This is a genomic window from Trueperella bonasi (assembly GCF_030811535.1).
Classification (GTDB): Bacteria; Actinomycetota; Actinomycetes; order Actinomycetales; family Actinomycetaceae; genus Trueperella; species Trueperella bonasi.
In genome coordinates this window covers 950,022-970,887 of the sequence record NZ_JAUSQX010000001.1, presented here as the reverse complement: position 1 = coordinate 970,887, position 20,866 = coordinate 950,022, and the positions used below count along the sequence as shown (strand labels likewise).

The 20,866-nt window shown below is 56.8% G+C and carries 14 protein-coding genes and 1 tRNA gene; 4 read left to right on the top strand and 11 right to left on the bottom strand.

What is annotated here, in order from left to right:
• Nucleotides 1–9 precede the first annotated feature (9 nt).
• Nucleotides 10–702: a rhomboid family intramembrane serine protease gene (locus tag J2S70_RS04605; protein ID WP_307682565.1), complete on the top strand. Its 693-nt coding sequence runs from the start codon at nucleotides 10–12 to the stop codon at nucleotides 700–702.
• 113 nt (nucleotides 703–815) lie between these two features.
• Here J2S70_RS04605 and J2S70_RS04600 read toward each other — a convergent pair whose 3' ends face one another.
• On the bottom strand, nucleotides 816–1,097 hold the full coding sequence (locus tag J2S70_RS04600; RefSeq protein ID WP_307682564.1) for a cell division protein CrgA: 282 nt from the start codon (nucleotides 1,095–1,097) through the stop codon (nucleotides 816–818).
• A 118-nt stretch (nucleotides 1,098–1,215) separates the two neighbouring features.
• On the opposite strand from J2S70_RS04600, the gene J2S70_RS04595 reads away from it, so the two are divergent.
• The gene (locus J2S70_RS04595) at nucleotides 1,216–2,013 is read left to right on the top strand and encodes a class E sortase (RefSeq protein WP_307682563.1); all 798 of its coding nucleotides are present in this window, start codon (nucleotides 1,216–1,218) and stop codon (nucleotides 2,011–2,013) included.
• Nucleotides 2,013–2,171 (top strand): hypothetical protein, encoded by a 159-nt coding sequence (locus tag J2S70_RS04590; protein WP_307682562.1) that lies wholly within the window; start codon nucleotides 2,013–2,015, stop codon nucleotides 2,169–2,171. Before J2S70_RS04595 ends, J2S70_RS04590 begins: the two co-directional genes overlap by 1 nt.
• 1 nt (nucleotide 2,172) lies before the next feature.
• Here J2S70_RS04590 and pknB read toward each other — a convergent pair whose 3' ends face one another.
• The 6 genes from pknB to J2S70_RS04560 all read right to left on the bottom strand — a co-directional run bounded on the left by pknB (nucleotide 2,173) and on the right by J2S70_RS04560 (nucleotide 9,566).
• Complete coding sequence (pknB, locus tag J2S70_RS04585; protein WP_307682561.1) at nucleotides 2,173–4,011, bottom strand: Stk1 family PASTA domain-containing Ser/Thr kinase; 1,839 nt, start codon at nucleotides 4,009–4,011, stop codon at nucleotides 2,173–2,175.
• A 117-nt stretch (nucleotides 4,012–4,128) separates the two neighbouring features.
• Nucleotides 4,129–5,571 (bottom strand): peptidoglycan D,D-transpeptidase FtsI family protein, encoded by a 1,443-nt coding sequence (locus J2S70_RS04580; protein ID WP_307682560.1) that lies wholly within the window; start codon nucleotides 5,569–5,571, stop codon nucleotides 4,129–4,131.
• Nucleotides 5,568–7,064 carry an FtsW/RodA/SpoVE family cell cycle protein gene (locus J2S70_RS04575; RefSeq protein ID WP_307682559.1) on the bottom strand — a complete coding sequence of 499 codons (1,497 nt, stop codon included), beginning with the start codon at nucleotides 7,062–7,064 and terminating at the stop codon, nucleotides 5,568–5,570. The genes J2S70_RS04580 and J2S70_RS04575 overlap by 4 nt, the downstream gene beginning before the upstream one ends.
• A complete protein-coding gene (locus tag J2S70_RS04570; protein ID WP_307682558.1) occupies nucleotides 7,061–8,398 on the bottom strand; it encodes a PP2C family protein-serine/threonine phosphatase in 1,338 nt (445 codons plus the stop codon). The genes J2S70_RS04575 and J2S70_RS04570 overlap by 4 nt, the downstream gene beginning before the upstream one ends.
• Nucleotides 8,395–8,871 carry an FHA domain-containing protein FhaB/FipA gene (locus J2S70_RS04565; protein WP_307682557.1) on the bottom strand — a complete coding sequence of 159 codons (477 nt, stop codon included), beginning with the start codon at nucleotides 8,869–8,871 and terminating at the stop codon, nucleotides 8,395–8,397. The genes J2S70_RS04570 and J2S70_RS04565 overlap by 4 nt, the downstream gene beginning before the upstream one ends.
• Nucleotides 8,868–9,566, bottom strand: a complete 699-nt coding sequence (locus J2S70_RS04560) for an FhaA domain-containing protein (protein WP_307682556.1) — start codon at nucleotides 9,564–9,566, stop codon at nucleotides 8,868–8,870. The genes J2S70_RS04565 and J2S70_RS04560 overlap by 4 nt, the downstream gene beginning before the upstream one ends.
• A 300-nt stretch (nucleotides 9,567–9,866) precedes the next feature.
• Here J2S70_RS04560 and J2S70_RS04555 point away from each other — a divergent pair.
• Nucleotides 9,867–9,954: transfer RNA gene (locus J2S70_RS04555), tRNA-Leu, on the top strand.
• Between the two features lie 719 nt (nucleotides 9,955–10,673).
• Here J2S70_RS04555 and J2S70_RS04550 read toward each other — a convergent pair.
• The 4 genes from J2S70_RS04550 to J2S70_RS04535 all read right to left on the bottom strand — a co-directional run bounded on the left by J2S70_RS04550 (nucleotide 10,674) and on the right by J2S70_RS04535 (nucleotide 20,692).
• The gene (locus J2S70_RS04550) at nucleotides 10,674–11,240 is read right to left on the bottom strand and encodes a hypothetical protein (RefSeq protein WP_307682555.1); all 567 of its coding nucleotides are present in this window, start codon (nucleotides 11,238–11,240) and stop codon (nucleotides 10,674–10,676) included.
• Nucleotides 11,241–11,510: 270 nt separating this feature from the next.
• Nucleotides 11,511–12,371 (bottom strand): class C sortase, encoded by an 861-nt coding sequence (locus J2S70_RS04545; protein ID WP_307682554.1) that lies wholly within the window; start codon nucleotides 12,369–12,371, stop codon nucleotides 11,511–11,513.
• Between the two features lie 36 nt (nucleotides 12,372–12,407).
• Entirely contained in the window at nucleotides 12,408–13,916 is a 1,509-nt protein-coding gene (locus tag J2S70_RS04540; RefSeq protein ID WP_307682553.1) for a SpaH/EbpB family LPXTG-anchored major pilin, read from the bottom strand.
• 68 nt (nucleotides 13,917–13,984) lie between these two features.
• Entirely contained in the window at nucleotides 13,985–20,692 is a 6,708-nt protein-coding gene (locus J2S70_RS04535) for an SdrD B-like domain-containing protein (protein ID WP_307682552.1), read from the bottom strand.
• Nucleotides 20,693–20,866 lie beyond the last annotated feature (174 nt).

Below are 20,866 nucleotides of genomic sequence, written 5' to 3'. Positions count from 1 at the left end.
AAGATATTTATGAGCGACGCCGAACAGCACCAACCTGAGCCGCAAGGCAACGCTGTTCGGCGTCGCTTATCTCATTGGCCGCCGATAACGACGGCCGTGATCCTCATTTGCGTCCTCATGGCGGTGGTGGGGCGCATGCAGCCCCAGGTCACGGTAGAGCTGATGTTTTATCCGCCGTTAGCTACCGCGCAGCCCTATCGATTCCTGACGTCAGCGGTGTTGCATGGAGGTTTTTGGCACCTCGTTTTCAACATGTATGCCCTGTGGCTGTTGGGGCGTCTTTTAGAATCCGCGTTGGGTAAATTGCGTTTTCTATCGCTTTATATTGTGTCGGCAATCGGTGGTAACACCGCGATTATGTTGTTATCGAATCTGACGGGCGAATGGAATATCGGAGCCGTAGGTGCCTCAGGCGCGATTTTCGGACTTTTTGGATCACTCGCGGTGTTATATCGCAGGGTTAAAGCAAACATGTCCGGGATCATCACGCTATTGGTGATTAACGTTGTCCTCGGATTCGTGGTTCCCGGTATCTCGTGGGAGTCGCATCTTGGCGGTCTGATTGTCGGTAGCATTTTGACGTGGTTATGGATAGCCACGGGAACGCGGTTTAAAGGTCAACGCCAAACTTTACGCAAGGTCGTTGACATCGCCATTTCAATAGCCATCTTGGCCATCTTGCTTGCCTTGGCGTGGATTTAACCCCGCACGGCGAATCCCACACCGACTCATCCTTTCGGCAGTTTTATCCCCAGCTGTGAACACATCTGTGGATAATTACATCGATGTCATTCGAAAGGTAAAAGCCCGGTCGGCTACTTCCATCCCATCGTCATTAAGAAACCAACGAGCATGATTCCGATACCAACAAAAAGATTGATATTGCCGTTATCCAAGCCGGGAATCGGATACCTGCCACCGCTGATATAGGCAATAACGACGATGATCAGACCAAGTACAGCAAGCCCAACCATGACGGGTACCCACCACTTAGGGGAAGCCTGTGGAGCATCTGATGATTTACTCCGGCGCTCTTCTGCCTGCTGACGTGCAATACGGCGCTGTTCAACCTTCTTGCGCTTCTTAGACTCGGCCATCTTGTTCCTTTGTTCGTTCCTACGCAAATCCTATACGGGCACACAAAAAACATAAAACTATCCCAAGCTCCCGCTTCGGCTAAGCTTATGCCGTACCACTACCGAAAAGGACGATAGCATGACACCTGCGGAAAGCACCGCCAAGAGGAAGCCTTCCCTCTTTAACCGCATTCTCGGTGTTATTGGCGAATTGCTGATTACCGCAGGCTTGGTCATCGCACTCTTTATTGTGTGGCAGATCTGGTGGACGGACATTATCGCCAATGCAGCGCAGGCCGAAGAGATCGAACAGCTGCAACAGGAATACGGAGTCGTCACCGTTGAAGATGACGGGATAGCCGAACCTCAGGAGGGGCCACCACCCGAATGGACGCACGAACCGGAATTCGGGGAAATTCTTGGCATTATGAGAATTCCGGCTTTCGGGTACGACTATGGTTACACCATTCGAAACGGCACGGACATGACGTCGATCCTTGATACGGGAGCGTTTGGCCGCTATGAGGACACGGCGCTGCCCGGTCAGATCGGAAATTTTGCGACGGCGGCACATCGGCAAACGTACGGCGCGCCAATGTTACACGTGCCCCAGCTCGAAGAAGGCGATGAGATCGTTGTCGAAATGGAAAATTCCTACCTCGTGTATTCCATTATCAACGACGAAATTGTGGATCCGACGGAAATTTGGACGATCGCCCCGGACCCATTTTTAGCGTACGAACAACTTCAGGGCCGTGGCAATCTCAGTGAACCCACCCGCAGGCTGCTAACAATTACCACCTGCCATCCGCCATTTGTTTCGAACGAACGGTGGGTTGTCCACGCCGAATTTAAGTATTGGACCAAACGTGAAGACGGCTTGCCGCAGGCACTGGTAGAACCGGGTGTCACCCAGCAGCTGGAAGAGGTGAACTAATGTACGGAGCGATTTGGCGTGCCCTTCCCGGGCCTACCTGGTTGAAGGTCATTCAGGCGCTGGCACTTATTGCCCTCGCCGTGTTCCTCCTATTCGAATACGCATTCCCATGGGTCATGGAAAACACGAACATCGTGGATAACACGATCGGCGAGTGATTTACCTGGCTGATTCTTCGTCGTTTTCACCCTCGGACGGGTTATCCGGATCAGGTTCCGGCATCGGATCAGGTGTGGGTATCGGATCAGGTGTGGGTATCGGAACTGGTTCACGTGCGACGACGATCTCAACCCGCTGGTCGTAGGGAACCTTTCCAGGCATCGGATCCATGCCGATAACGGTTCCAGGCTCGGCTGTCGGAGTTTCAGATTCGATCACCGAAATGATCGGAATCTTCAACTCATCGCGTAAGAACTGTTCGGCGTCGGCTTGACTCATTCCGCGCACGTCCTCCAACACGATCTCGCCGGAAGCAACCACGAGGTTGACGGAACTTCCGCGCTCAACTTTTGTGCCAGCAATCGGTGAGGTTTCGGTGACGATGTCAGCTGCACGGCCGGGAACGTCTGCGGTATCAACTCTGCCGACTTCAAGTCCAAGACTTTCGAGTGCCTTCTTCGCCTGATCTTGTGTGTAGGTACCGTTGGCAAGGTCGGGAACTTCCACGTTGCCTACACCGGAAGAGAAGTGGACGGTGACGGATTCGCCCTCGTTAATGTTCGCCCCGATTTGTGGATTGGACGAAACATAAATTCCTTCTGGGATGGTGTCGTCCTCCACGGGATCGCCCACATTCAGCACAAGATTGACGGCGGCAAGAGCGGCTCTAGCTTCCGCTTCGTCCATGCCTTCTAGATCAGGTACGGTGGTTTGTACGGCGGTGGTTTCGTCCTCACCCGGATCGTTATTGGCGTTCATAATTGCCCATCCGATACCAATCGCCGCTAAGAGCAAGAGAATCACGCCCACGATGATGAACGTACGGTTCCGACCGCTATCGTCCCGCTCCGGTTCGACGTTGGTTTGGGTGGCGGTGGTCGGCCCGGGGCTGTGGTTATGCACAGGGGGAATGGGTGCAACTTCGGTTGGCGGTGGAACCGTTTGTGTTTGCCAGGTGCCCACGGCGGGTGCGGACACGCCTTCCCCGCGTGAGGCGGCGAGCAGATCTGCGCGCATGTCAGCCGCGCTTTGATAGCGATCTTCGCGGCGCTTGGCCAGCGATTTCATAACTACGCGGTCGAGCTGATCTGGAACGTCGGGCGCGATCGTCGTCGGTCTTGGCGGGGTTTGGGAAACGTGCTGGTAGGCCACAGCAACCGCCGAATCACCGCGGAATGGTGGTTGGCCGGTCAGCAGTTCGAAAAGTAAACAGCCCGTCGAATATAGGTCGGAGCGTGCGTCTACCACTTCGCCGCGGGCCTGTTCGGGCGAGAGGTACTGTGCCGTGCCCACCACGGAGTTCGTTTGCGTCATGGTGGCCGAGGAATCCGCGATCGCGCGCGCGATACCGAAGTCCATGACCTTGACCTTGCCGTCGGGTGTGAGCATGACATTGCCCGGTTTGATGTCGCGGTGAACGATTCCTTCCCGATGCGAATATTCGAGGGCGGATAGCACGCCAATTACGATCTGTACGGCTTCATCGATCGGCAGTGCATCACCATTGGATAGCAGCTGAGAAACTGTGCGGCCCTTGACGTATTCCATGACGATGTAGGGAAGCGATATGTCGCGCCCCGAACTGGACGTCACAGTTTCTTCACCCGTGTCATACACGGCAACGATTGACGGGTGGTTGAGAGCGGCAGCGGATTGCGCTTCGCGGCGGAAGCGGGCGATGAATGTGGGGTCGGTAGCGTGATCGGTGCGGAGGACTTTAATTGCTACTGTGCGTGAAAGTCGGGTGTCGTATCCCAAGTGCACCTGTGCCATTCCTCCGCGCCCAATGAGATCGCCGACCTCGTATCGGTCGCCGAGGATGCGTGGTACGTCAGCCATGCCGCCTGCCCTTCTTCAGTTCCACATCATTAAACATACTGCCTGAGTTTGGGGTTGTAAGCATCTCTAGGCAAGTCACAATACGGTTACATTTCTTAAGCGCGGTGTTCAACTCGCTCATTGGGTGACCACCGCCTCGATGACGGCTCGGGCGATTGGGCCTGCCACCTGGCCGCCGTCGCCACCGTTTTCCACAAAAACGCCTACCGCTACCTGTGGGCTATCGCTGGCATCGTAGCCTGCAAACCACGCGTGGGGCGATACTCCGTCAGCAATTTGCGCGGACCCCGTTTTTCCTGCCACTTGCACGAAGCTGGAAGCCGCATAGGCGCCGGTTCCCTGGTTGACGACGTCGATCATCATGGATTCCAGTTCTCCGGCGGTTTTTTCGCTGATGGGAGTGCTCAACGTAGAGGGTGAGGTGGTGGAAATGACGGCGAGATCTGCGGTTAGTGTGCGTTCGACGAGGTAGGGGCTCATGAGTGTGCCGTCGTTGGCCACCGCCGCGGCTACCATTGCCATCTGCAGCGGAGAGGTGAGCACATCGCGTTGGCCAAACGCTGCCATTGCCAGTTCGGCCTCATCCTGCGGCTCGGGGAATCGGGAGGGGCGCACGGGTAGCGGGATTGTCAACTCTTGATGGAAGCCAAACTTCTCGCTCATCGCGATCATCTCTTCGTCACCAACTTCGAGACCACCGATCGCGAAGGCGGTGTTGCATGATTCGACGAAGGCGGTGCGCAGTGGAACTTTGCCCGAGCCATCGCCGCACTGGCGCTGAAGGGGATTATAAATTTCGTGCGTGGTTCCCGGCGGAGAGTAAGTGTAGGGTGCTTCAACCATGGATTCGGCGGTCAAATCGCCGTTTTCAATCATGGCCGCCGTGGTGATGATCTTGAAAACCGAGCCGGGAGCGTACAAGTTATCGCCTATCGCGCGATTGAGCAGTGGCTGCGATTCGGCTGCCAGATAGTTTTGATAGGCCTCCCGTGCCACCGTTGCATCGTGGGAGGCAATGAGGTTGGGATCGTAGGCCGGCTTTGACACCAGCGCAAGAATTCTGCCGGTTTCCGGCTCGATGGCGACGACGCCGCCGCGGCGGTCTCCGAGCGCGTCCCAGGCTGCTTGTTGAACGGCGGGGTCAATGGTGAGTTCAACGGCTCCGCCTTCGGGTTCTGCGCCCGTGAAAAGTTCTTCGATCCGCTGCGGGGTAAGCGCGGAGTCACTGCCACCAAGGATCGAGTTTTCTGCCCGTTCGATACCCGTCATCGAATTGTGTGTCACAGAGAAGTAGCCGGTCAGATGGGCATACATTTCGGGGCGAAGATAGGTGCGCTGATAGTTATACACCGAATTAACGGGTTCGGAATCCGCGATCGGTTCCCCGGCCACGATAATTGGGCCGCGGTCCACGCCGTATTCCTTATATAACGTGCGCACGTTACGCGAATCGGCGTTGAGGGAATCAGCGCGGAAGAACTGGATCGAGGTGGCGGCCACCATGAGTGTCACGAACATAATGATCACGACTATGACGAGTTTCCGAAGGGGCGGATTCACCGGACCACCTCCGTAGGGTAGCGATCTTGTTCGAAATCAGAGTCGTCGCTCGTATCGGCAAACTTGGCGTCGTTTGAATCTGGGGACTCGGCGCTGGAAGCCGGCGATTCGGCGTCGTCGGAAATGCTTGGAAGCGGGCTGGAAGCGGGAACGTATGGGCGCCGGGCGGCGTCAGACATCCGAAGAAGAAGACCGACGATAATCCAGTTCGTCAGCAGTGCCGAACCGCCAAGGGCCAGGAACGGCATCGCAAGGCCAGTGAGCGGAATAACGCCGGTGACGCCGCCAACCACGATGAAACACTGCAGGCCAATCGTGAACCCCAGGCCGGAGGCGAGTAGCTTACCGAAACCGTCGCGTAGATCGATCGCTGTTTTTAATGCTCGAGTTATAAAGACTAGGTAGGCACTCAGCATTGCGAGCAGGCCGATAAGCCCTATTTCTTCGCCGAACGAAGCGATAATCATGTCCGAATTTGATTGCGAGGCGATTGCGGGATATCCGTGGCCAAGTCCCGTACCGAAGAGGCCACCGGACGCCATACCAAACCAGCCTTGCACGATTTGGTAGGAGCCGTGCTGGGCGTCGTAGAGTTCGGGACTGAGTGGATCGAGCCAGATTGCGAACCGGGCCTGAATGTGCGGCATCACCTGCACGATGAAATAGACGCCGACGGCGGTCAACAGGCCGCCAATAATCAGCCATGAGACTCGTTCGGTGGCCACGTACAACATCGCCACGAACAGCCCGAAGAAAAGGATTGCGGTGCCAAAATCGCGCTCGAGGACGAGCACGGCCATCGAGGCAGCCCAGCCGACGAGGATCGGCCCGAAGTGGCGGGCGCGCGGAAGTTGGACGCCCAGGATCTTTTTACCAGCAAGAGCAAGATTATCGCGTTGGCTCACCAGGTATCCCGCAAGAAAGATGGCGAAACAAATTTTTGCAAGTTCGGCCGGCTGGTAGGAAAAACCGGCAACGTTGATCCAGATGCGCGCGCCGTAAATTGTGCGGCCCAGCCCCGGCACCATCGGTAGCAAGAGGAGCACGGTGCCCGCAATGAGCGAAATATAGGTGATGCGCCGAAGTTTGCGGTGATCTCGGATGGCCACAATGGTGACGAGCATGAGGATCAGGCCAACGCCGGCGAGCATCAGCTGCCCGCCAGCTTCCGCGCTTCCACCCCGGGCGATCAGCGTGTTGTCGATCCGATGAATCATCACGAGCCCCAAACCGGTGAGCAATACGGCCGAGGGGTAAAAGACGGGATCAGCCCACGGCGTTACAAAGCGGATTATCACGTGGCCGATCAACACTGCGGCGCCGGCGATCCCCGCGATCTTCGGAAAGTTTTCGGGTAGTTCAGAAGCTTCGGGTGTGCCCACCCCGTGATGGACCAGCACCCATCCGAGCAGGCAAATACCAACAGCGATGACGAGCAGGATAAATTCGCGGATCCGCCCACTACGAGATTCCTGCTGTGTGATCACACTCATGAGTCGTCACCCTCGGTAGTCGGCGTTGGGCTCGGTTCATCGCCGCTCGGTTTCTCGGTAGGATCAGGCGAAGTCCGAGTGGTGGGGAAAACGGACGGCGATGGTTTAGGCGTCGGTTTACCCGTCGGTTTTTCGCTTGGTGAGGGCTGTTCTTGGGCGGCGAGGTCGTCAACCACTTTCTGAGCTTCTGCTAGCGAGCCGCGCGTAATTGGCTCTTCCAAGCGGTCTTGAGCAACCGTGGTTAATGTTGATATCTCGACGTCGGAGCGCTCGTAAATTTCGGAGAATTTCAGTGGGCCGAGCGCGGCTGGAACGCCTTTGTAGATGGCAATGTTGCCGTCGGCAGGGGCCACGTAATACTGCGTTTGGCTCCATGCGTAGGCGGCTGTTCCACCGCCGACAAGTAAAAGAATGAGCGCTAAAACAGCCGCGAACCTTGCTCCCCTGCTCGGCTTAATGGGCTTGAGTTCCGCTTCGTCGTCGGTTATTGGTTCGTGCCTGCGCCGTAGGCGGCTAAGTTTTCCGGCCGCGGATTTGCCGGCCCGGGTTGGTTTGCGCGAGTCGGCAGCTGCCGATCCCACGACGACGGGTTTGCGGACGGGTTCCGGATCATCTTCGACGACGTCGGCGATCACCACGGTCACGTTATCGGGAGCTCCTGCGGCGAGCGCAAGGTCAATGAGCTCGCGAGCGCACTCGTCCAGGTTCTCATATTCGGTGAGAGTTTTTTCGATGCTCTCATCGGAAACGACGCCAAACAGTCCGTCCGAGCTGAGTAGCCAGCGGTCGCCGGGAATGGCTTCGCGTACGGATTCGTCAATTTCTAGTGGTTCTGGCGCGTCACCAATATTTCGCATGATGACGTTGCGCTTGGGGTGATGTTCGGCTTCTTCTTCGGTAATTTCACCGCTGTCGACGAGGTATTGAACAAGGGTGTGATCGCGTGTGACCTGGGTAAGTTTGCCGTCGCGAAGCAGGTAGGCGCGCGAATCACCCACATGCACCATGCCGAGCTTATTAGAGGCGCGCAGGATTGCAATGCAGGTGGTGCCAAGGCCTGCGAGTTTGGTTTCCTCGCGTGAGCATTCGATGAGTTCGGCGTGGGCTTCCTCAAGGGTTTCAGTCAGGAGTGGGAGGAGGTCTTCGGCCTGGTGTGCGTCGTCGATGTGCGCAAGGTGTGCGACGACGACGGACGAGGCGATATCTCCGCCTGCCGCGCCGCCCATGCCGTCTGCGAGCACGAGGAGATTACCCGATGCGTAACCGGAGTCCTGATTGGACCGACGTATCAATCCGACGTCGGACATGGCGGTGTATCGCAATGAGATCGTCACCGGCGAAGCTCCAAGGTCGTCTGGCCGATGGTGATCGGCGTTCCGTGGCTGAGGCGTGTTGGCTGGTAGATGCGCTCGTTGCCCACCCATGTTCCGTTCGTGGAGTTGAGGTCTTCGACGAACCAGTCACCGCCGCTGTTGAAGAATCTGGCGTGGCGTGCTGAGGTGTAGCCGTCGTCGAGCACGAGCGCCGAATCGGGGGAGCGGCCCACGGTGATTGGCGTGCCGGAAAGCGGAATTGTTGTGCCGCTAAGGGAGCCTGCGCTGACGACGAGGTGTGAGGTTACCGGCCGTGCTTGGCTCGCCTGCGCTTTGGGTTGAGATCTGACTCTGGGTGGTGACGCCCTGCCCGTGCGGCCAGTAATTCGCGTTCCGAAAACATCATTTTTGATCGTGAGCAGAACGAAGAATACGAAGATCCACAGGAGGGCTAGAAAGCCGAAGCGAAGCAGGGTGATAACGATGGCGCTCATGGCATCTCCGGGCTGGTCCAAAACATGATGCGGGTGCGGCCGATGGTGATGGTGTTGCCGTCCAGCAAGGTTGCGGCAGTGATTCGGTGGCCTTCAACGAAAGTTCCGTTCGTCGTGTTGAGGTCGGTGGCGATTACGCCCCCGGGGGTAACGCGCAATTCTAAATGTTTGCGGGACACGCCCGGATCATCGACGGTGATATCGGCTGATGATCCGCGGCCGATCACTGTGACGGTTCCGGTGAGCAGGTACTTTTCGCCGTCGACGTCGATAATGGGATTTTCCGGCGTCGCATCGCGGGTGGTTGCGGGAGCCGCAGAGCCTCGCTTGGACCTGCCGCGCACGATAAGTTTGCCGCGGGAAAGTTCGGAATCGAAGGTGAATTCGATTTTGATTGGGCCGAGGAAGGTGTAGCGCTGTTCTGCGGCATACTGGGTTGCCACATCGATGAGCTCTTCACGCATGGCCTGTTCACCCCAGTCGGCGATCTTGGTGAAGTCGGCTTGCGCGAGGATGATTTGGAATTCGTTCGGAACGACGACGCGATCGCGGCCAACTGTTGCCGCCCGATCATCCATCGCTTTTTTGATTCCCGAGGCGAGTTCAATGGGTTTGAGGTCCGATCTGAAGGCGCGAGAAAAGATGCTGTCGAATGCGTTCTCCACGCCCCGTTCGATCCTGTCGAATGCGCTCATCCCTCTCCCTTGCTTTCTCCCGCTCACGTGTGAGCGAACCGTATAGTAGCAGACCGTATGGCACTAGAGTACTCGCTTGACGCGCAAGTGGGCAGTAGGCTGTGGACTTATCCATCCTATTTCGCGGGGAATCTCGTGGCGGACATGGTTGCGGAAATGGTGGGCACAGAGGGCGGATAATTTCGTGACAGCTAGGCAGGTAGTGCCGTGCCGAAGCCTATATAAAAAGGCGTGAGAATCGTGACATCGGTGGGCAAACTTGGATCCGCTGAGAGCGGCGGTGTAAGGTAATGAGCGCTTGCTCGAGTGGCGGAATAGGCAGACGCGCATGGTTCAGGTCCATGTGCCCGTTAAGGGCGTGGGGGTTCAACTCCCCCCTCGAGCACCATTTCTCCCCTAGTTGTACGGACGCCCAGTTGTATGGGCTCCAGTTGCATGGGCTCGGCGGGGGTTGGTGTTGCCCGCGGGGGTCGCTATCGCCGCCGGGGTCCGTAAGCCAAGGAAACCGGCAAAATCTGTGGCTTATCGATCCCTGCGCGATTTACGGACCTCCCTGGGCTTTAAGGATTTCCCCGAGCGATTTATGGGCTCCCGCGCAATCCTTGAAAGAATTAGGACGACTGAACGGGCGGTCACGAAAAGCGTGACGGGAAGTGGTAGCCCCAAACACGCACGTGCGGGAGGGGAGGAAACTAATACGCGTGAGAATTGGGTGCGCCAGACGAGGTGCGAAATGGGGCGCGAAATAGTGACCTACTTGAGGGGGTGCGTATTTCCTCTCGAAAAAAGCCGTTTTTCGGCGCGAGCATCGATCTGAACTCTCAAAGTCAGCGGTTTTGCGCACTGTCTGATGTAGACGTCTGATGTAGACCCTAGCTCGGTGGCCATGTCCCGCATTTCCCGACCCCAGCAACAACGGCTGCGATCTTAGTGTGGTCTGTGGAAGTAGTTGGGCTCGAAAATATAGACGGACGTGGTTTGTCAATTTTCCCGCCATTTCTCCCTTGGAATCGAACAGCATTCAAGGTAGCCTGAGATTGACGGGATGTCCCCGCGCAATCCTTGAAAGAATAGGACGACTGAACGGGCGGGATCGGCGTCCCGTCATCATTTTAGATTGATTTCGAAAAAGTCTTTGCCGTCATTGCTCATTATCCAAAGACGTCGGATATGACCATCCCTAATACGCTTGTTATATAAGGCAAGTTGCCGCCGTAGCTTTTCACTCGCGCTTTTCATTCCAAGATCGATGATGAAGAAATCCTTAACAACCTGATGATTGTCCCGTGCGCGTAACACAGCCTTCTGGATCGCATCCTTAATCGACGAGTATTTCGCAGTAATCGATTTCAGTTCACAAACTTCTTCGTCCAAATTTATCCAAATGAAATCATTCGTAGATTTAAACCTCAGCGTGTCACGTGGAATCCACCTCGCGCGATGTCCAAGATGTTCAAATTTTTCAAGGAATCTGATCTCGTGTGGGTAGAGACTCTCACCCTGTAAATCAGACTGTAAAGCTTTCCGTCTAAGGGCCCACTCGTTGCTAAAGGTATCCTCGGTTACTGGGAAAATCTGTGATCTGTTTTCGTCATGAATGTTCCTCGGCGGGAATTTTGGTGCGGATTGGTTATCATTTTGTTTCGAACCGGACTGTCTGACCACGTCATCCATAGTCGCATGACCGCGTCAGTGGCTTTTGTTTGATCCACAGCTGAAGAAGCTGGTGCAACGTTAGCCGGGTGGGAGCATTAGTCGCGGGGGTTGGTGTTGCCCGCGGGGGTCGCTATCGCCGCCGGGGGTCCGTAAGCCACGGAAACCCGCAAAATCTGTGGCTTATCGATCCCCGCGCGACTTACGGACCTCCCTGGGCGGTAAGGATCCCCACGAGGCGCTTTGTAGACCCGCATCTTCCCTGGACGAAAGCGGCCCTCGGCGAGGTTTCTAAGCGCTTTGGCTGGCGTCAGTGGCAGTGGTCTTTCTATCGCGGCGAAGCTTGATCGCAACCGTTAGGATAACGACGCCGATCGCCCCGGCAAACAGCACGAAGTACCAGTCTTTCATTCCTCTGGATGCAACAGCGACGGCGCCACCGCCAGGACCGCCCGGGGTGTAGGGGTAGCGTTCTCCGGTCACCAGGAGCCTTTCGGTGTTTATCCCGTAAGGCGTGCAGGTAACGAGCGTGACGAGGTCCTTATCCGGCGTCGGCCGAAATTCGCGCATACCCTCTGGTTTAACCACCTCAATCTCTGTGACCCGATATGCGTGCCTTTCCCCGAGCACGTCGATGAAGAAGGAATCTCCCACTTGCACCTTGTCTAGATCAGTGAAAAGCAACGCGTGCGGTAACCCGCGGTGTGCGGACATCCACGAATGGCGCCCAGGCCCGCCATAGGGCGTCGAGGTGTATTCAATGTGGCCCACGCCCTTGGCCAACGCCTCGTCACCAACACCGTGATAGATCGGTAGTTTAATGTCAATCACGGGAATCGAGATGGATCCCATGATCCCGTCCCCGTTGACGTTCAACACGTCTTCATAGTCGCCGGGTAGAACGTAGCCAGCATCAGGGTCGAATGGATCGTGCACCGGCTGCCCGGTGAGGTTATCGTCGTAGCGCTTAACTTTCTCTATTTCGGCGGCAAGTTCCGCGTCGTCGATCTGTTCCACTGAAGCATCGTATGAAGAAAGAGCCTGACTCATCCGTTGCTCCGAGATCTTGTTCGCGATCCACGGATAACTCATCAACCCCACCCCGAGAATGAGGAAGATGACTGCGACGATACGAGTCAGGCTCTTTTTCATGTGTGTGGCCGATGAGGCCCTGTTTCAGCGATTGGGTTACTTCTTGCGCGTGCGCAGAACGAGGTAGGCGCCCGTGCCGAGCAGGCCCGCGCCGATCAAAGTTGTAAGCACGATACCCTGAGCACCCGTCATTGGCAGGTCGAAGCCCTTGGTGTTTTCTACGCTCAGTGCCACACGGCCTTCGTTATCGGTTGCTTTATCAGCATCGACGACGCCGTCCAGGTTGTCGTCGGCGATCGTTACTTCGATGTCAACTTCGCGGACGACGTAATCCTGTGGCGCCTTGGTTTCGGTCAGCGAGTACGTGCCCACGTTCAGGCCATCGATGAGCAGCTTGCCCTCAGAGTCAGTAGCGAGTTTGGGATCGCCGGTCTCACCGGAGACTGGCAGACGGTAGTGACCAGCAGCAATCTCCACGAAGTTCAGTTCAGCACCCTCCTTGCTGAGTGTGAACTCGGCACCCGGAAGCGGCGTTTGCCCATCAACTTTGGTCACGTCGATACCATAGGTGTGGATTGTGTCGCTAGCAGACACGGTCTTGTGGCTAGCTTTCGCAGGATCGTAGGGATCGTTCGAGTACTGAACCCACGCATCGTTGGTGATCGCCGTTCCCGGAACTGCGCCCTCGTTAACGTTGGCTTGGTAAGTGATGGTGATTTCACGCGGATCGTTGGTACCGAGTGCGTTGTCAACAGAACCATAGTTAAATTCAAGTCCGAAGTCTGCGTTCTGTGGCAGATTCCTTGCCTCCGAGAAGGCGGTTCCTGCCAGATCGACGCCACCCACCGTGACGTTCGCGGAGCCGGAAACATACGTCAGTTCGTTCGGAAGGTTATCGTAGAAGTTGTAGACGGTATCCACCGCTTCGAGCGGGTACTTTGGCACCGCAACGGTTACGGTGAAGGTCACCGTGTCGCCAATTGCCACGGTTTCAACGCTGGCGGCCTTGGTTAGCGGAACCGGGGTGGACTTGATCTCGAGCGTCGGGTCTTCCATCGTCCAATCGCCGGTATCCGGGTCTTGGATTGGTTTAACGACGGCGACGGACGGCTGGTACACGTCCACGCCACCCGCGAAGGTAACGAGGTGTGCACCCCAATCCATATCGGCGAAGCTTGCTGAACCGCCGGTAGCCTGCGCGGTAGTCGAGCCAATGCCCGTGACCGTGCCGTCCTTCAGAGCCTTTGCCAGCTCAGCGTAGAACTGATCGGCTGAACCTTGCTCGATCTCGTCATTAAACGCTGCCGTGACGGCGTTACGCTCACCGATGTAAGGACTGTAATTTGCGCGAACCCAGTCAGCCAGTGAATCGCTTGCCCACGAATACTGCGGAGCCTGGTACTGCTGGGCATCGTCGTTCCAGTTGGTGGTGGTGATGTGCCAGGCGGTACCGACCACGTCACCGGTTTCTGTTGCTTCGAGGGTTGCGTTGATAGTTCCCTTGTCGCCGTCAGGCGAGACGGCGTATGCCGCGCCAGGAGCTAATAGCAGGGCGAGAGCCAAGCCCAAGCCGGCTAAGATGCCAGGCTTCTTTCCGATTTTCATGAGTGTACCTTTCGTGTTCCTGAAAATTTTAGTTCTAAATTTCGTAGTTCGTGGTGTGAGAAGTTCTTTTATTCCGCAGTGGCACCTCGCCTTGCAAAGAGTGCCACGCCAATCAGCGCGAGGCTGATGCCGGCAAGGGCAATCCAGATGATCATCCCACCGGTCACCGGAGGGCTAATGATCGGAGCATTCGTCAGATAAACCGCGCCCCACACGTCGTCGGCGCCGTCCATGTACTGGGCGCCCGACCAACTCGAGTCTATCCGGCCCTGCGAATCGCGCTGGATGTTAAGGTCGCCCACTTGATAGGCCTGCGCATAAGGCTGATCTCCCATGGCCTTCACGCTCACCACCGGATCACCGTTAACCGCGTATCCGAGCTGAATATACCAAGCGCCGCTCGGTAGTACGTAGCCGTCGGGTGCCGTCGTTTCCGAAACTCGATATACGCCAGGTGCGAGCTGGAGGCCGAAATAGCCGTCGGAATCGGTCAGGTACGTCCCCAATTCGCGGGTGACGACTTGATTCGCGTAGCCGTCCGGTTCTTGGGCGAACGTAGGCAACTCGTTGAGGTTCGTGGCCTGCAGTTTGATCGAGGCCATCGCGAGCGGCGTAACCTCCGGCGTCGTATTGAATCCTTCGCCGGAAACCTTGCGCAGTGCAAGCGAGTATGTGGGGGCCTTCTCGTAGTTACTCGAGAACGGATCGGTATCGCTGACTCCGCCGATCACGTCGCCGCTCGCGCTGGTTGCGGTGGCGTTCACCGTGAGCGTGTTTGTGTGAGTGGCTTTACCCTCTGAGAAGCCGACATGGAAGTATCCGCGGATCACCTCGCCCTTTGCCAGCACGATTGGCTTTCCGTTTTCGTCCACCACATCGCCGTTCACCAGCTGCGCCTTTTCGACGACGCCGGTCGGTTGCCCTGCGTTATCAGCACGCTCGACTCGCAGGTCGGTTCCAATAACGGCCGGATTGCCAGCCGTGGTGTTATCGGACAGTGCGATGTTCGTCAGGTTTTCGTTCGCCGGGTTGGTGACCGTGAACACGTAGGCGTTGGTACGCGGATCGCCGTCGCCGTCGTTCAAGAGTGCGTGCGGGCCGGTGGGCTCGCCGAGCTCGTCGAGGTTGAGATCGGCGCGCAGTGTTGGCGCCGTTGCTTCGAGCGTGCGATCGGAGCGGACTTCGTGGCGCTCGATTTCGGTACCGGGGCTCACTTCGCTCGCGCCGGGCGCGAAATCATCGGCGCCGCCCTTTTGCAGCTGAATGCCGGCATCCAGTACGCGCAGCCCGAGATCGGCGCGGCCGAAAGCGTCCGGATTTACGCCGGGGCCGCTCTGGGAAACGGTCACGACTTGGCGAGCCGTACCGTTGATGTAACCGGTGGCGTCGGCGTCGGAATCGATATTCGCGTTAGCACTTCCGGGTGCGTCACCCTGAATCACGGGCGTCCAGATCTTGCCGTCGTGTTCCCAGCCGAGCACGTTGTACTGCACGTCGACTGGAATACCTATAGGCAGGCGGTCAGCGACCCAGCGGCCGTTCGCGTCGGTCACCGTTTCGGCGAGCACCCTGCCGGTTTGCGGATCGCGGATCGTGACGGCCATACCGGCGACGCGCTCTTCGCGGGTGGGATCGGATGGATCGGCGTCGTCGCCCGCGCGCAAGTTATCGAGTGGATCGTCGGTGTCGTACCAGACGTGGCCGCCAATCTGGCCGCTGAGATCAGCGCTTGGCGACGCCGGAATGAGCGCCGGGGTCTGATCGGCAAGATCGTCGACCTGACCGGCATCGGCGCCGCCCGGGTTGAGCGACACCGTGTCGGTACCCTCGATTCCCGCAGGATCCACATCCGACGGCGCCGGGAGCACCGGGATGTCGGGAACTCCGGGTGCCATACCCGAACCGGTCACCGTCATCTTCAGGTTTGGATCAGCGATGTACTCCATGCCCTCTCGTGGCGTGAGCGGCGAGGTGACCCAAGCCTGATTACCCACGACCTGCTCGACTTTGTCTTTAGGCATCGTGCCGGTCAGTGTGATGACCATGTTTTCACCCGGCTGCAAGGTAGGCAGATCGTAGGTGCGGCGTACCCAATCGCGGCCGTCAGCGCCGGTCTCGGTAACGGGCTGGTTCGCCGTCGTTAGAGATTGCCCCGCGATCAACTCGTAGTGCTGGCCGGTGGGGCTGGCAACCTTGGACCCTAAATTGACCACCCAGACGCCGTCGCTGGTCAACACTTCCGGAAATGTGACTCTAGAGGTCTTCTTCGAATCGAAAGCGGTTTGATTGTCCGCGAGCGCTATGGGTGTACCGGTCATTCCCGTAATTTTAAAAATCGTGGGTTTTGAATCGACGAATGTGAGATGCCAAAAGCCATCTGTGGTAAGTATGTTGAATTTTCTATCGTCAGTAGTGCCAACGTCAATGGGGGTGCCCGTGATCTCGTCTAGTGAAACCTTTTTGCCGTCGTGGAACATTTCGAATTTCTTGCCCGTAAACACGAGGAGATCTTTCTCCTTCTGCCATGCACCTGCTCCGCGGGATGCCGAGAAAAGGAATTTTTTATACAGGGTTGGAGCCTCCCGGTCATCCTTCCAATCTTTGAAGTGCCATAGTCCTTCTGTGGTCACTAGGTAATTTCCATAGTCTGCGTGCAAGAATGGGCCAGCCCCAGCAAAGGCAAGGGGCTTTCCGGTGTATCCCGTGTACTTATGAAAGCTGTTGGTTTGGCTGTTCCATCGCATCCGGAATAGCCCTTCGGTCGTCGAGATAAACGTTCCCTCGCGTTCATCCATGCCGAGGAATTCACCCTCGACTTGCCCCTTAAACTCCGTGTTTTTAGACACGTCCCAGACACCATCACTAGTGATCACCGTTAAGCCTGGGAGGTCTAAGTTCCCACTCATAGCAATCGGGGTGCCGGTGATATCCACCTTGGAGGCTTCATTTTTACCGTTAACAAACCACATTCCGGCATCGGTGAGAACGGCCGTTTGTTCATTGTCAAGAGGGAGTATTTTTACAACTTGTCCAGTTACGCCATCAATTTTAGTGGCTCGGGTATCCCGAAGTTCTTGATCGGCCGTCACCAACCATAAACCATCACTTGTTGAAACAAACGTACGTGATCCATACCAATGAGACACGGCATGTGCGGAATAGTGCGTTCCCGTCATGCCTTCGACACGTTTGCTTTGACTTTCCGTGAGTTGCGGATCGGTCTTAGATATCCAATATCCTTCGCTTGTGAGTACTCCGACGTTAGTGCTTCCAGGTACTCGGACGATATCGAGTGGCTCTCCGGCGAATTCTGACCATTTCTTTAAGTAGCTGACCTTGGTATTTAGATCCGTAACTTCTTTGGAAGTCCGGTCGTGTAAGTCGATCCCTTTAATCGGAGTGTTCCCCGAGTTCGTGATCGTGACATCCCACGAAACGTCCACATAATCACCGTGATCAACGACGGCGGCAGGGGACTTATCCAGCGTGCCATCAACTTTTGGTTCTACAAAGCCGAAATTGACGTTATCCAGGCGCTGATCGATTCCCAGATCAACTTCCGCTACCGAGCCTGCCGCGCGGTTAAGCGACTGATAGGAACGGGTCTGCTCCGTTGGCATCAACACGTTGAAGCGATTGCGCTTCCCGGCAACCAAATCGCCGCTGGCCCCCTCGGGGTCGCCGTTGATAGCGGAGACTTCACGGCCCTGCCCGCGTTCCACTCCGGGGAGAACCACGCGGTACTTGCCCGAAAATAAGCCTTCGAATAGGTAGGAGCCGCTCCCGTCCGTCGTCGTTGAATACGTATAACCCGCGCGGTCTGGAACCGCTACCCACTGGCCGTCAACCAGCTGTTCGAGCGCCACCTGCACCCCGCCAAGCCGAGGCTCCGCGTCGTCGAGATTCGTGTTGTCGTTAGCGTCCTGCCATACGGTACCCGCGATTTCAGACATGACGACCTTCGTGTTATCCGGCCAGGGCATCAACGTCTGCGCGGTAGCGGGACTATCAAGAGGTGAAAGCCAAGCGACATAATCGTCGCCTTCCACGCTATCGCGCGGTTGGATCGAGAACGTCACCTGGGCGCCGGCCGATTGCTGATCCGAAATATTGCCCGTTGAGCCGATCTTGAAGAAACCGACGTTTTCAACGCCCGTTAGGTCAACCGTGCCATCTGGGCCAACCTGGCGAACAACTTCGTTGATCGGATTTCCCTGATCGTCCTTGTCGTAGAACGTAACCGTGGTGTGCTCGTTTACGTGCTCCACCTTCATAGTTGCCAGCGAGTAATCGCCATGAAACTTCGACCTGCCGATATCCGGGTAGCCTCCGCGCCCCTCCGGCCCCCGGTTTCGATCCAGGCCAGTTTCCGGGTCGATGTCGTAGTCCCTTCCGTTAGACTCGTTGACCTCTCTCATCCAAGCGATGTCATCGTTGGCCGGCAGACGAACTTCCTGAGACCACTTTTCGCCGTCTTTTAATTTACCGGCGGCAACGTTCAACACCCAGGTGTGCGGATCGCCAACCTCACGGACCTTGTCAACCGCCGCAATCACAGAGGACGTGAAATTAACCGTCGTGAACACGGCCGAAGAAGCCGAACTAGCGTGCGCCTCGCCGGGGGGATTGGAGGCTACGCCCGGATAGTAGACGGTGAGATCTTCCCTGATGACGCCAGTAACTTTCCAAGCATCATCGGACAGGTAGGGCACGGTGTCCACCGTGAAAGTAACGTTCCCCAGGCTCCAGCCATTCGAGCGTGGATCGCTCAGGGTTGGATTGGGATGAACAAGTACAACCTGATTGCCTGAGACGGACTCGATCTGCCAGCCGTGGGACTCGACAAAGCTGAACGTTGATGGATCGAAAGCCTGATCGAAGGTCAACACCGTGCGAGCCGTGTTACCAATCGTCACCACCGGATCCAAGATGCGATCCTCCAGTTTCCAGGTTGTTCTGAAAGTACCAGAGTTTGGTACGAGATCCGGGCCCTGATCGAGTGAGATGCTGGCGTAGGCGCGCGGCTCCACCGGGAAGATGAGCGGGACGTTACGTTCGCGTTCCCCGCCCAGTTCGCAGTCTCTAACGGTCACGCTGCCCCGTGAATTCAGCAACTTTCCGGCATCTACTGATGCCTCGTAGTCATCTCGGGCTTTCGCAGGCCAAAACACCTCGACGGTTGAGCCGCCATCGCCCACCACGAAGGCATCCGGAGCGAACGTTACCCTGCCTGCCGCGGCGTCCGCGGGCGCGCGGCTGGTGGTATACCAACGTTCGCCGATCTTCCACTCGACCTTGTACTTGGAACGGTCTAGGAGTGTTCCTCCGACGGCGACTTCCACGTTGCGCCCAGTGTCATAGCCGTGGGCTTGGTAGCTTGCGTTATTCGAGTGAACGTCAATCTCGTCCACCACGGTGATCGCGGAAGCGTCGGCGGGGCACGTGGCAAGATCAATATCTTGAACCGAAACGCTCATGCGATGAGAAAGATCCGAATCCCACGTGACCGGCCTGTGGTAATTCGGCTGCGAGCGGCTCTGCTCCCACCACTGTGATCCCGAATTCCAGTAAATATTTCCATCCTCGAACGGTGTTTGATTCGCGTTCCTCGGGCTGAAAACTTCGTAGCGCCAAATCGCACCTGGTGCGGGCGGCTCCTCCCACGTCCACGACCCGCGCGCCCAATTGTTGTTCGGGAAATCACGACCATCGCTGACCGAAAAATCGGTGTCTCCAACCTTGTAGGTCGAGGTGCGATACTGTTGCGGCTGCCCGTTGCCTGGATCCGGCACATTCCTCAAATCGCCGGCAGAAAAAGAATCCGGATGGACGTTCAACGAAACGGTGTAAGACACCTCCGGGTTGTCCTCGCTCGGCATGGCCTCCTGCGGTAAAACGTATGTAAGGCGCTGCCTTCCGTTAGCAGTTAAGCCTTTCAGAACACCGTTTTCTGGAGTGTATTCCGCCCCTCCCATCGACCAAGTGGTACCAGCGGGAAAAGCCGAAACATCGACGTCGGTAATCCAATCAGTTTCTCGAGTTAAACCGTTCGACGAATAACCCTCGGGAGTAATCACCCTCGGCTCGATCGTGAAATAGCCCGACGTGGAATTCTGGGTGAATCGGCCACCAGAAATCGTCAAGTCAGCCATCGGAGCGGAAATAACCGTGACCGGTTCGGTGACCGAAGTGAAAATAGGATCGTCGCTACCAGCCATCGAACTGGTTAATTCAAGCCGAAGCCGATTGTCTGCGATAGCGTTTGCTCGCGTATCCTCGCCGCGAACCGCCACCGTTCCGGTAATCGTGGTGACAGCGCCTCGTGGGACGTCAAAAGTCCAAGCGTTAAGGTCGGAATCCCACGTTCCCCGAACGATCGGCGTCGACATGTTCAGATTCGCGAAGTCCGCCAGCCGCAGGGCATAGTTATCACCTGCTGTGCCCGCCTCAGAAAACCGAAGCGTCACCTTTCGAGCAGGCCCAGCCTTGATCTTTAACTCGACCAAATAAATGGCCTCGTCCCCCGAAGAAATAACGCCGTCGTGCGGGTCATCATCGGCCGGTGAATAACCATGCTCTGAGCGAAGGAAGGTCTCAGTTCCGGGGCCTGCGTGAGTGCCGTCGGAGATCAGCTCGATCGTTGCCGTGTCATCTGGAGCAAAGCCCGCGGCCCGCACGGGCGCCGGTGTGGCAAAAATAGCCGAAAAAGCAAGAACAAGTGCAAGTAGCAAAGAACCTGGCCGTGCCAATGCTTGAACGAGAGAATGCGAGGTCATAAACGCTCCGGGTACACCCGGGTTTTAACCCCAGGCAGAGATGATCGTCGTGGAAGTAGCAGTATTTGAAACCAGCCTATCGCGTAATTCTTGAAACCCACGATACTAAGGTCAATGTGGGCTTTTCAAGATTTCACGCATAGTGGTGTGCCTATCGCGTTCGGGAGCGGTGCT

Excerpts from the sequence above, each read along its gene's own strand:
- J2S70_RS04605 (WP_307682565.1), top strand. The coding sequence starts at position 10 with ATGAGCGACGCCGAACAGCACCAACCTGAGCCGCAAGGCAACGCTGTT.
- J2S70_RS04600 (WP_307682564.1), bottom strand. The coding sequence starts at position 1,097 with ATGGCCGAGTCTAAGAAGCGCAAGAAGGTTGAACAGCGCCGTATTGCA.
- J2S70_RS04595 (WP_307682563.1), top strand. The coding sequence starts at position 1,216 with ATGACACCTGCGGAAAGCACCGCCAAGAGGAAGCCTTCCCTCTTTAAC.
- J2S70_RS04590 (WP_307682562.1), top strand. The coding sequence starts at position 2,013 with ATGTACGGAGCGATTTGGCGTGCCCTTCCCGGGCCTACCTGGTTGAAG.
- pknB (WP_307682561.1), bottom strand. The coding sequence starts at position 4,011 with ATGGCTGACGTACCACGCATCCTCGGCGACCGATACGAGGTCGGCGAT.
- J2S70_RS04575 (WP_307682559.1), bottom strand. The coding sequence starts at position 7,064 with ATGAGTGTGATCACACAGCAGGAATCTCGTAGTGGGCGGATCCGCGAA.
- J2S70_RS04565 (WP_307682557.1), bottom strand. The coding sequence starts at position 8,871 with ATGAGCGCCATCGTTATCACCCTGCTTCGCTTCGGCTTTCTAGCCCTC.
- J2S70_RS04560 (WP_307682556.1), bottom strand. The coding sequence starts at position 9,566 with ATGAGCGCATTCGACAGGATCGAACGGGGCGTGGAGAACGCATTCGAC.
- J2S70_RS04550 (WP_307682555.1), bottom strand. The coding sequence starts at position 11,240 with ATGGATGACGTGGTCAGACAGTCCGGTTCGAAACAAAATGATAACCAA.
- J2S70_RS04545 (WP_307682554.1), bottom strand. The coding sequence starts at position 12,371 with ATGAAAAAGAGCCTGACTCGTATCGTCGCAGTCATCTTCCTCATTCTC.
- J2S70_RS04540 (WP_307682553.1), bottom strand. The coding sequence starts at position 13,916 with ATGAAAATCGGAAAGAAGCCTGGCATCTTAGCCGGCTTGGGCTTGGCT.
- J2S70_RS04535 (WP_307682552.1), bottom strand. The coding sequence starts at position 20,692 with ATGACCTCGCATTCTCTCGTTCAAGCATTGGCACGGCCAGGTTCTTTG.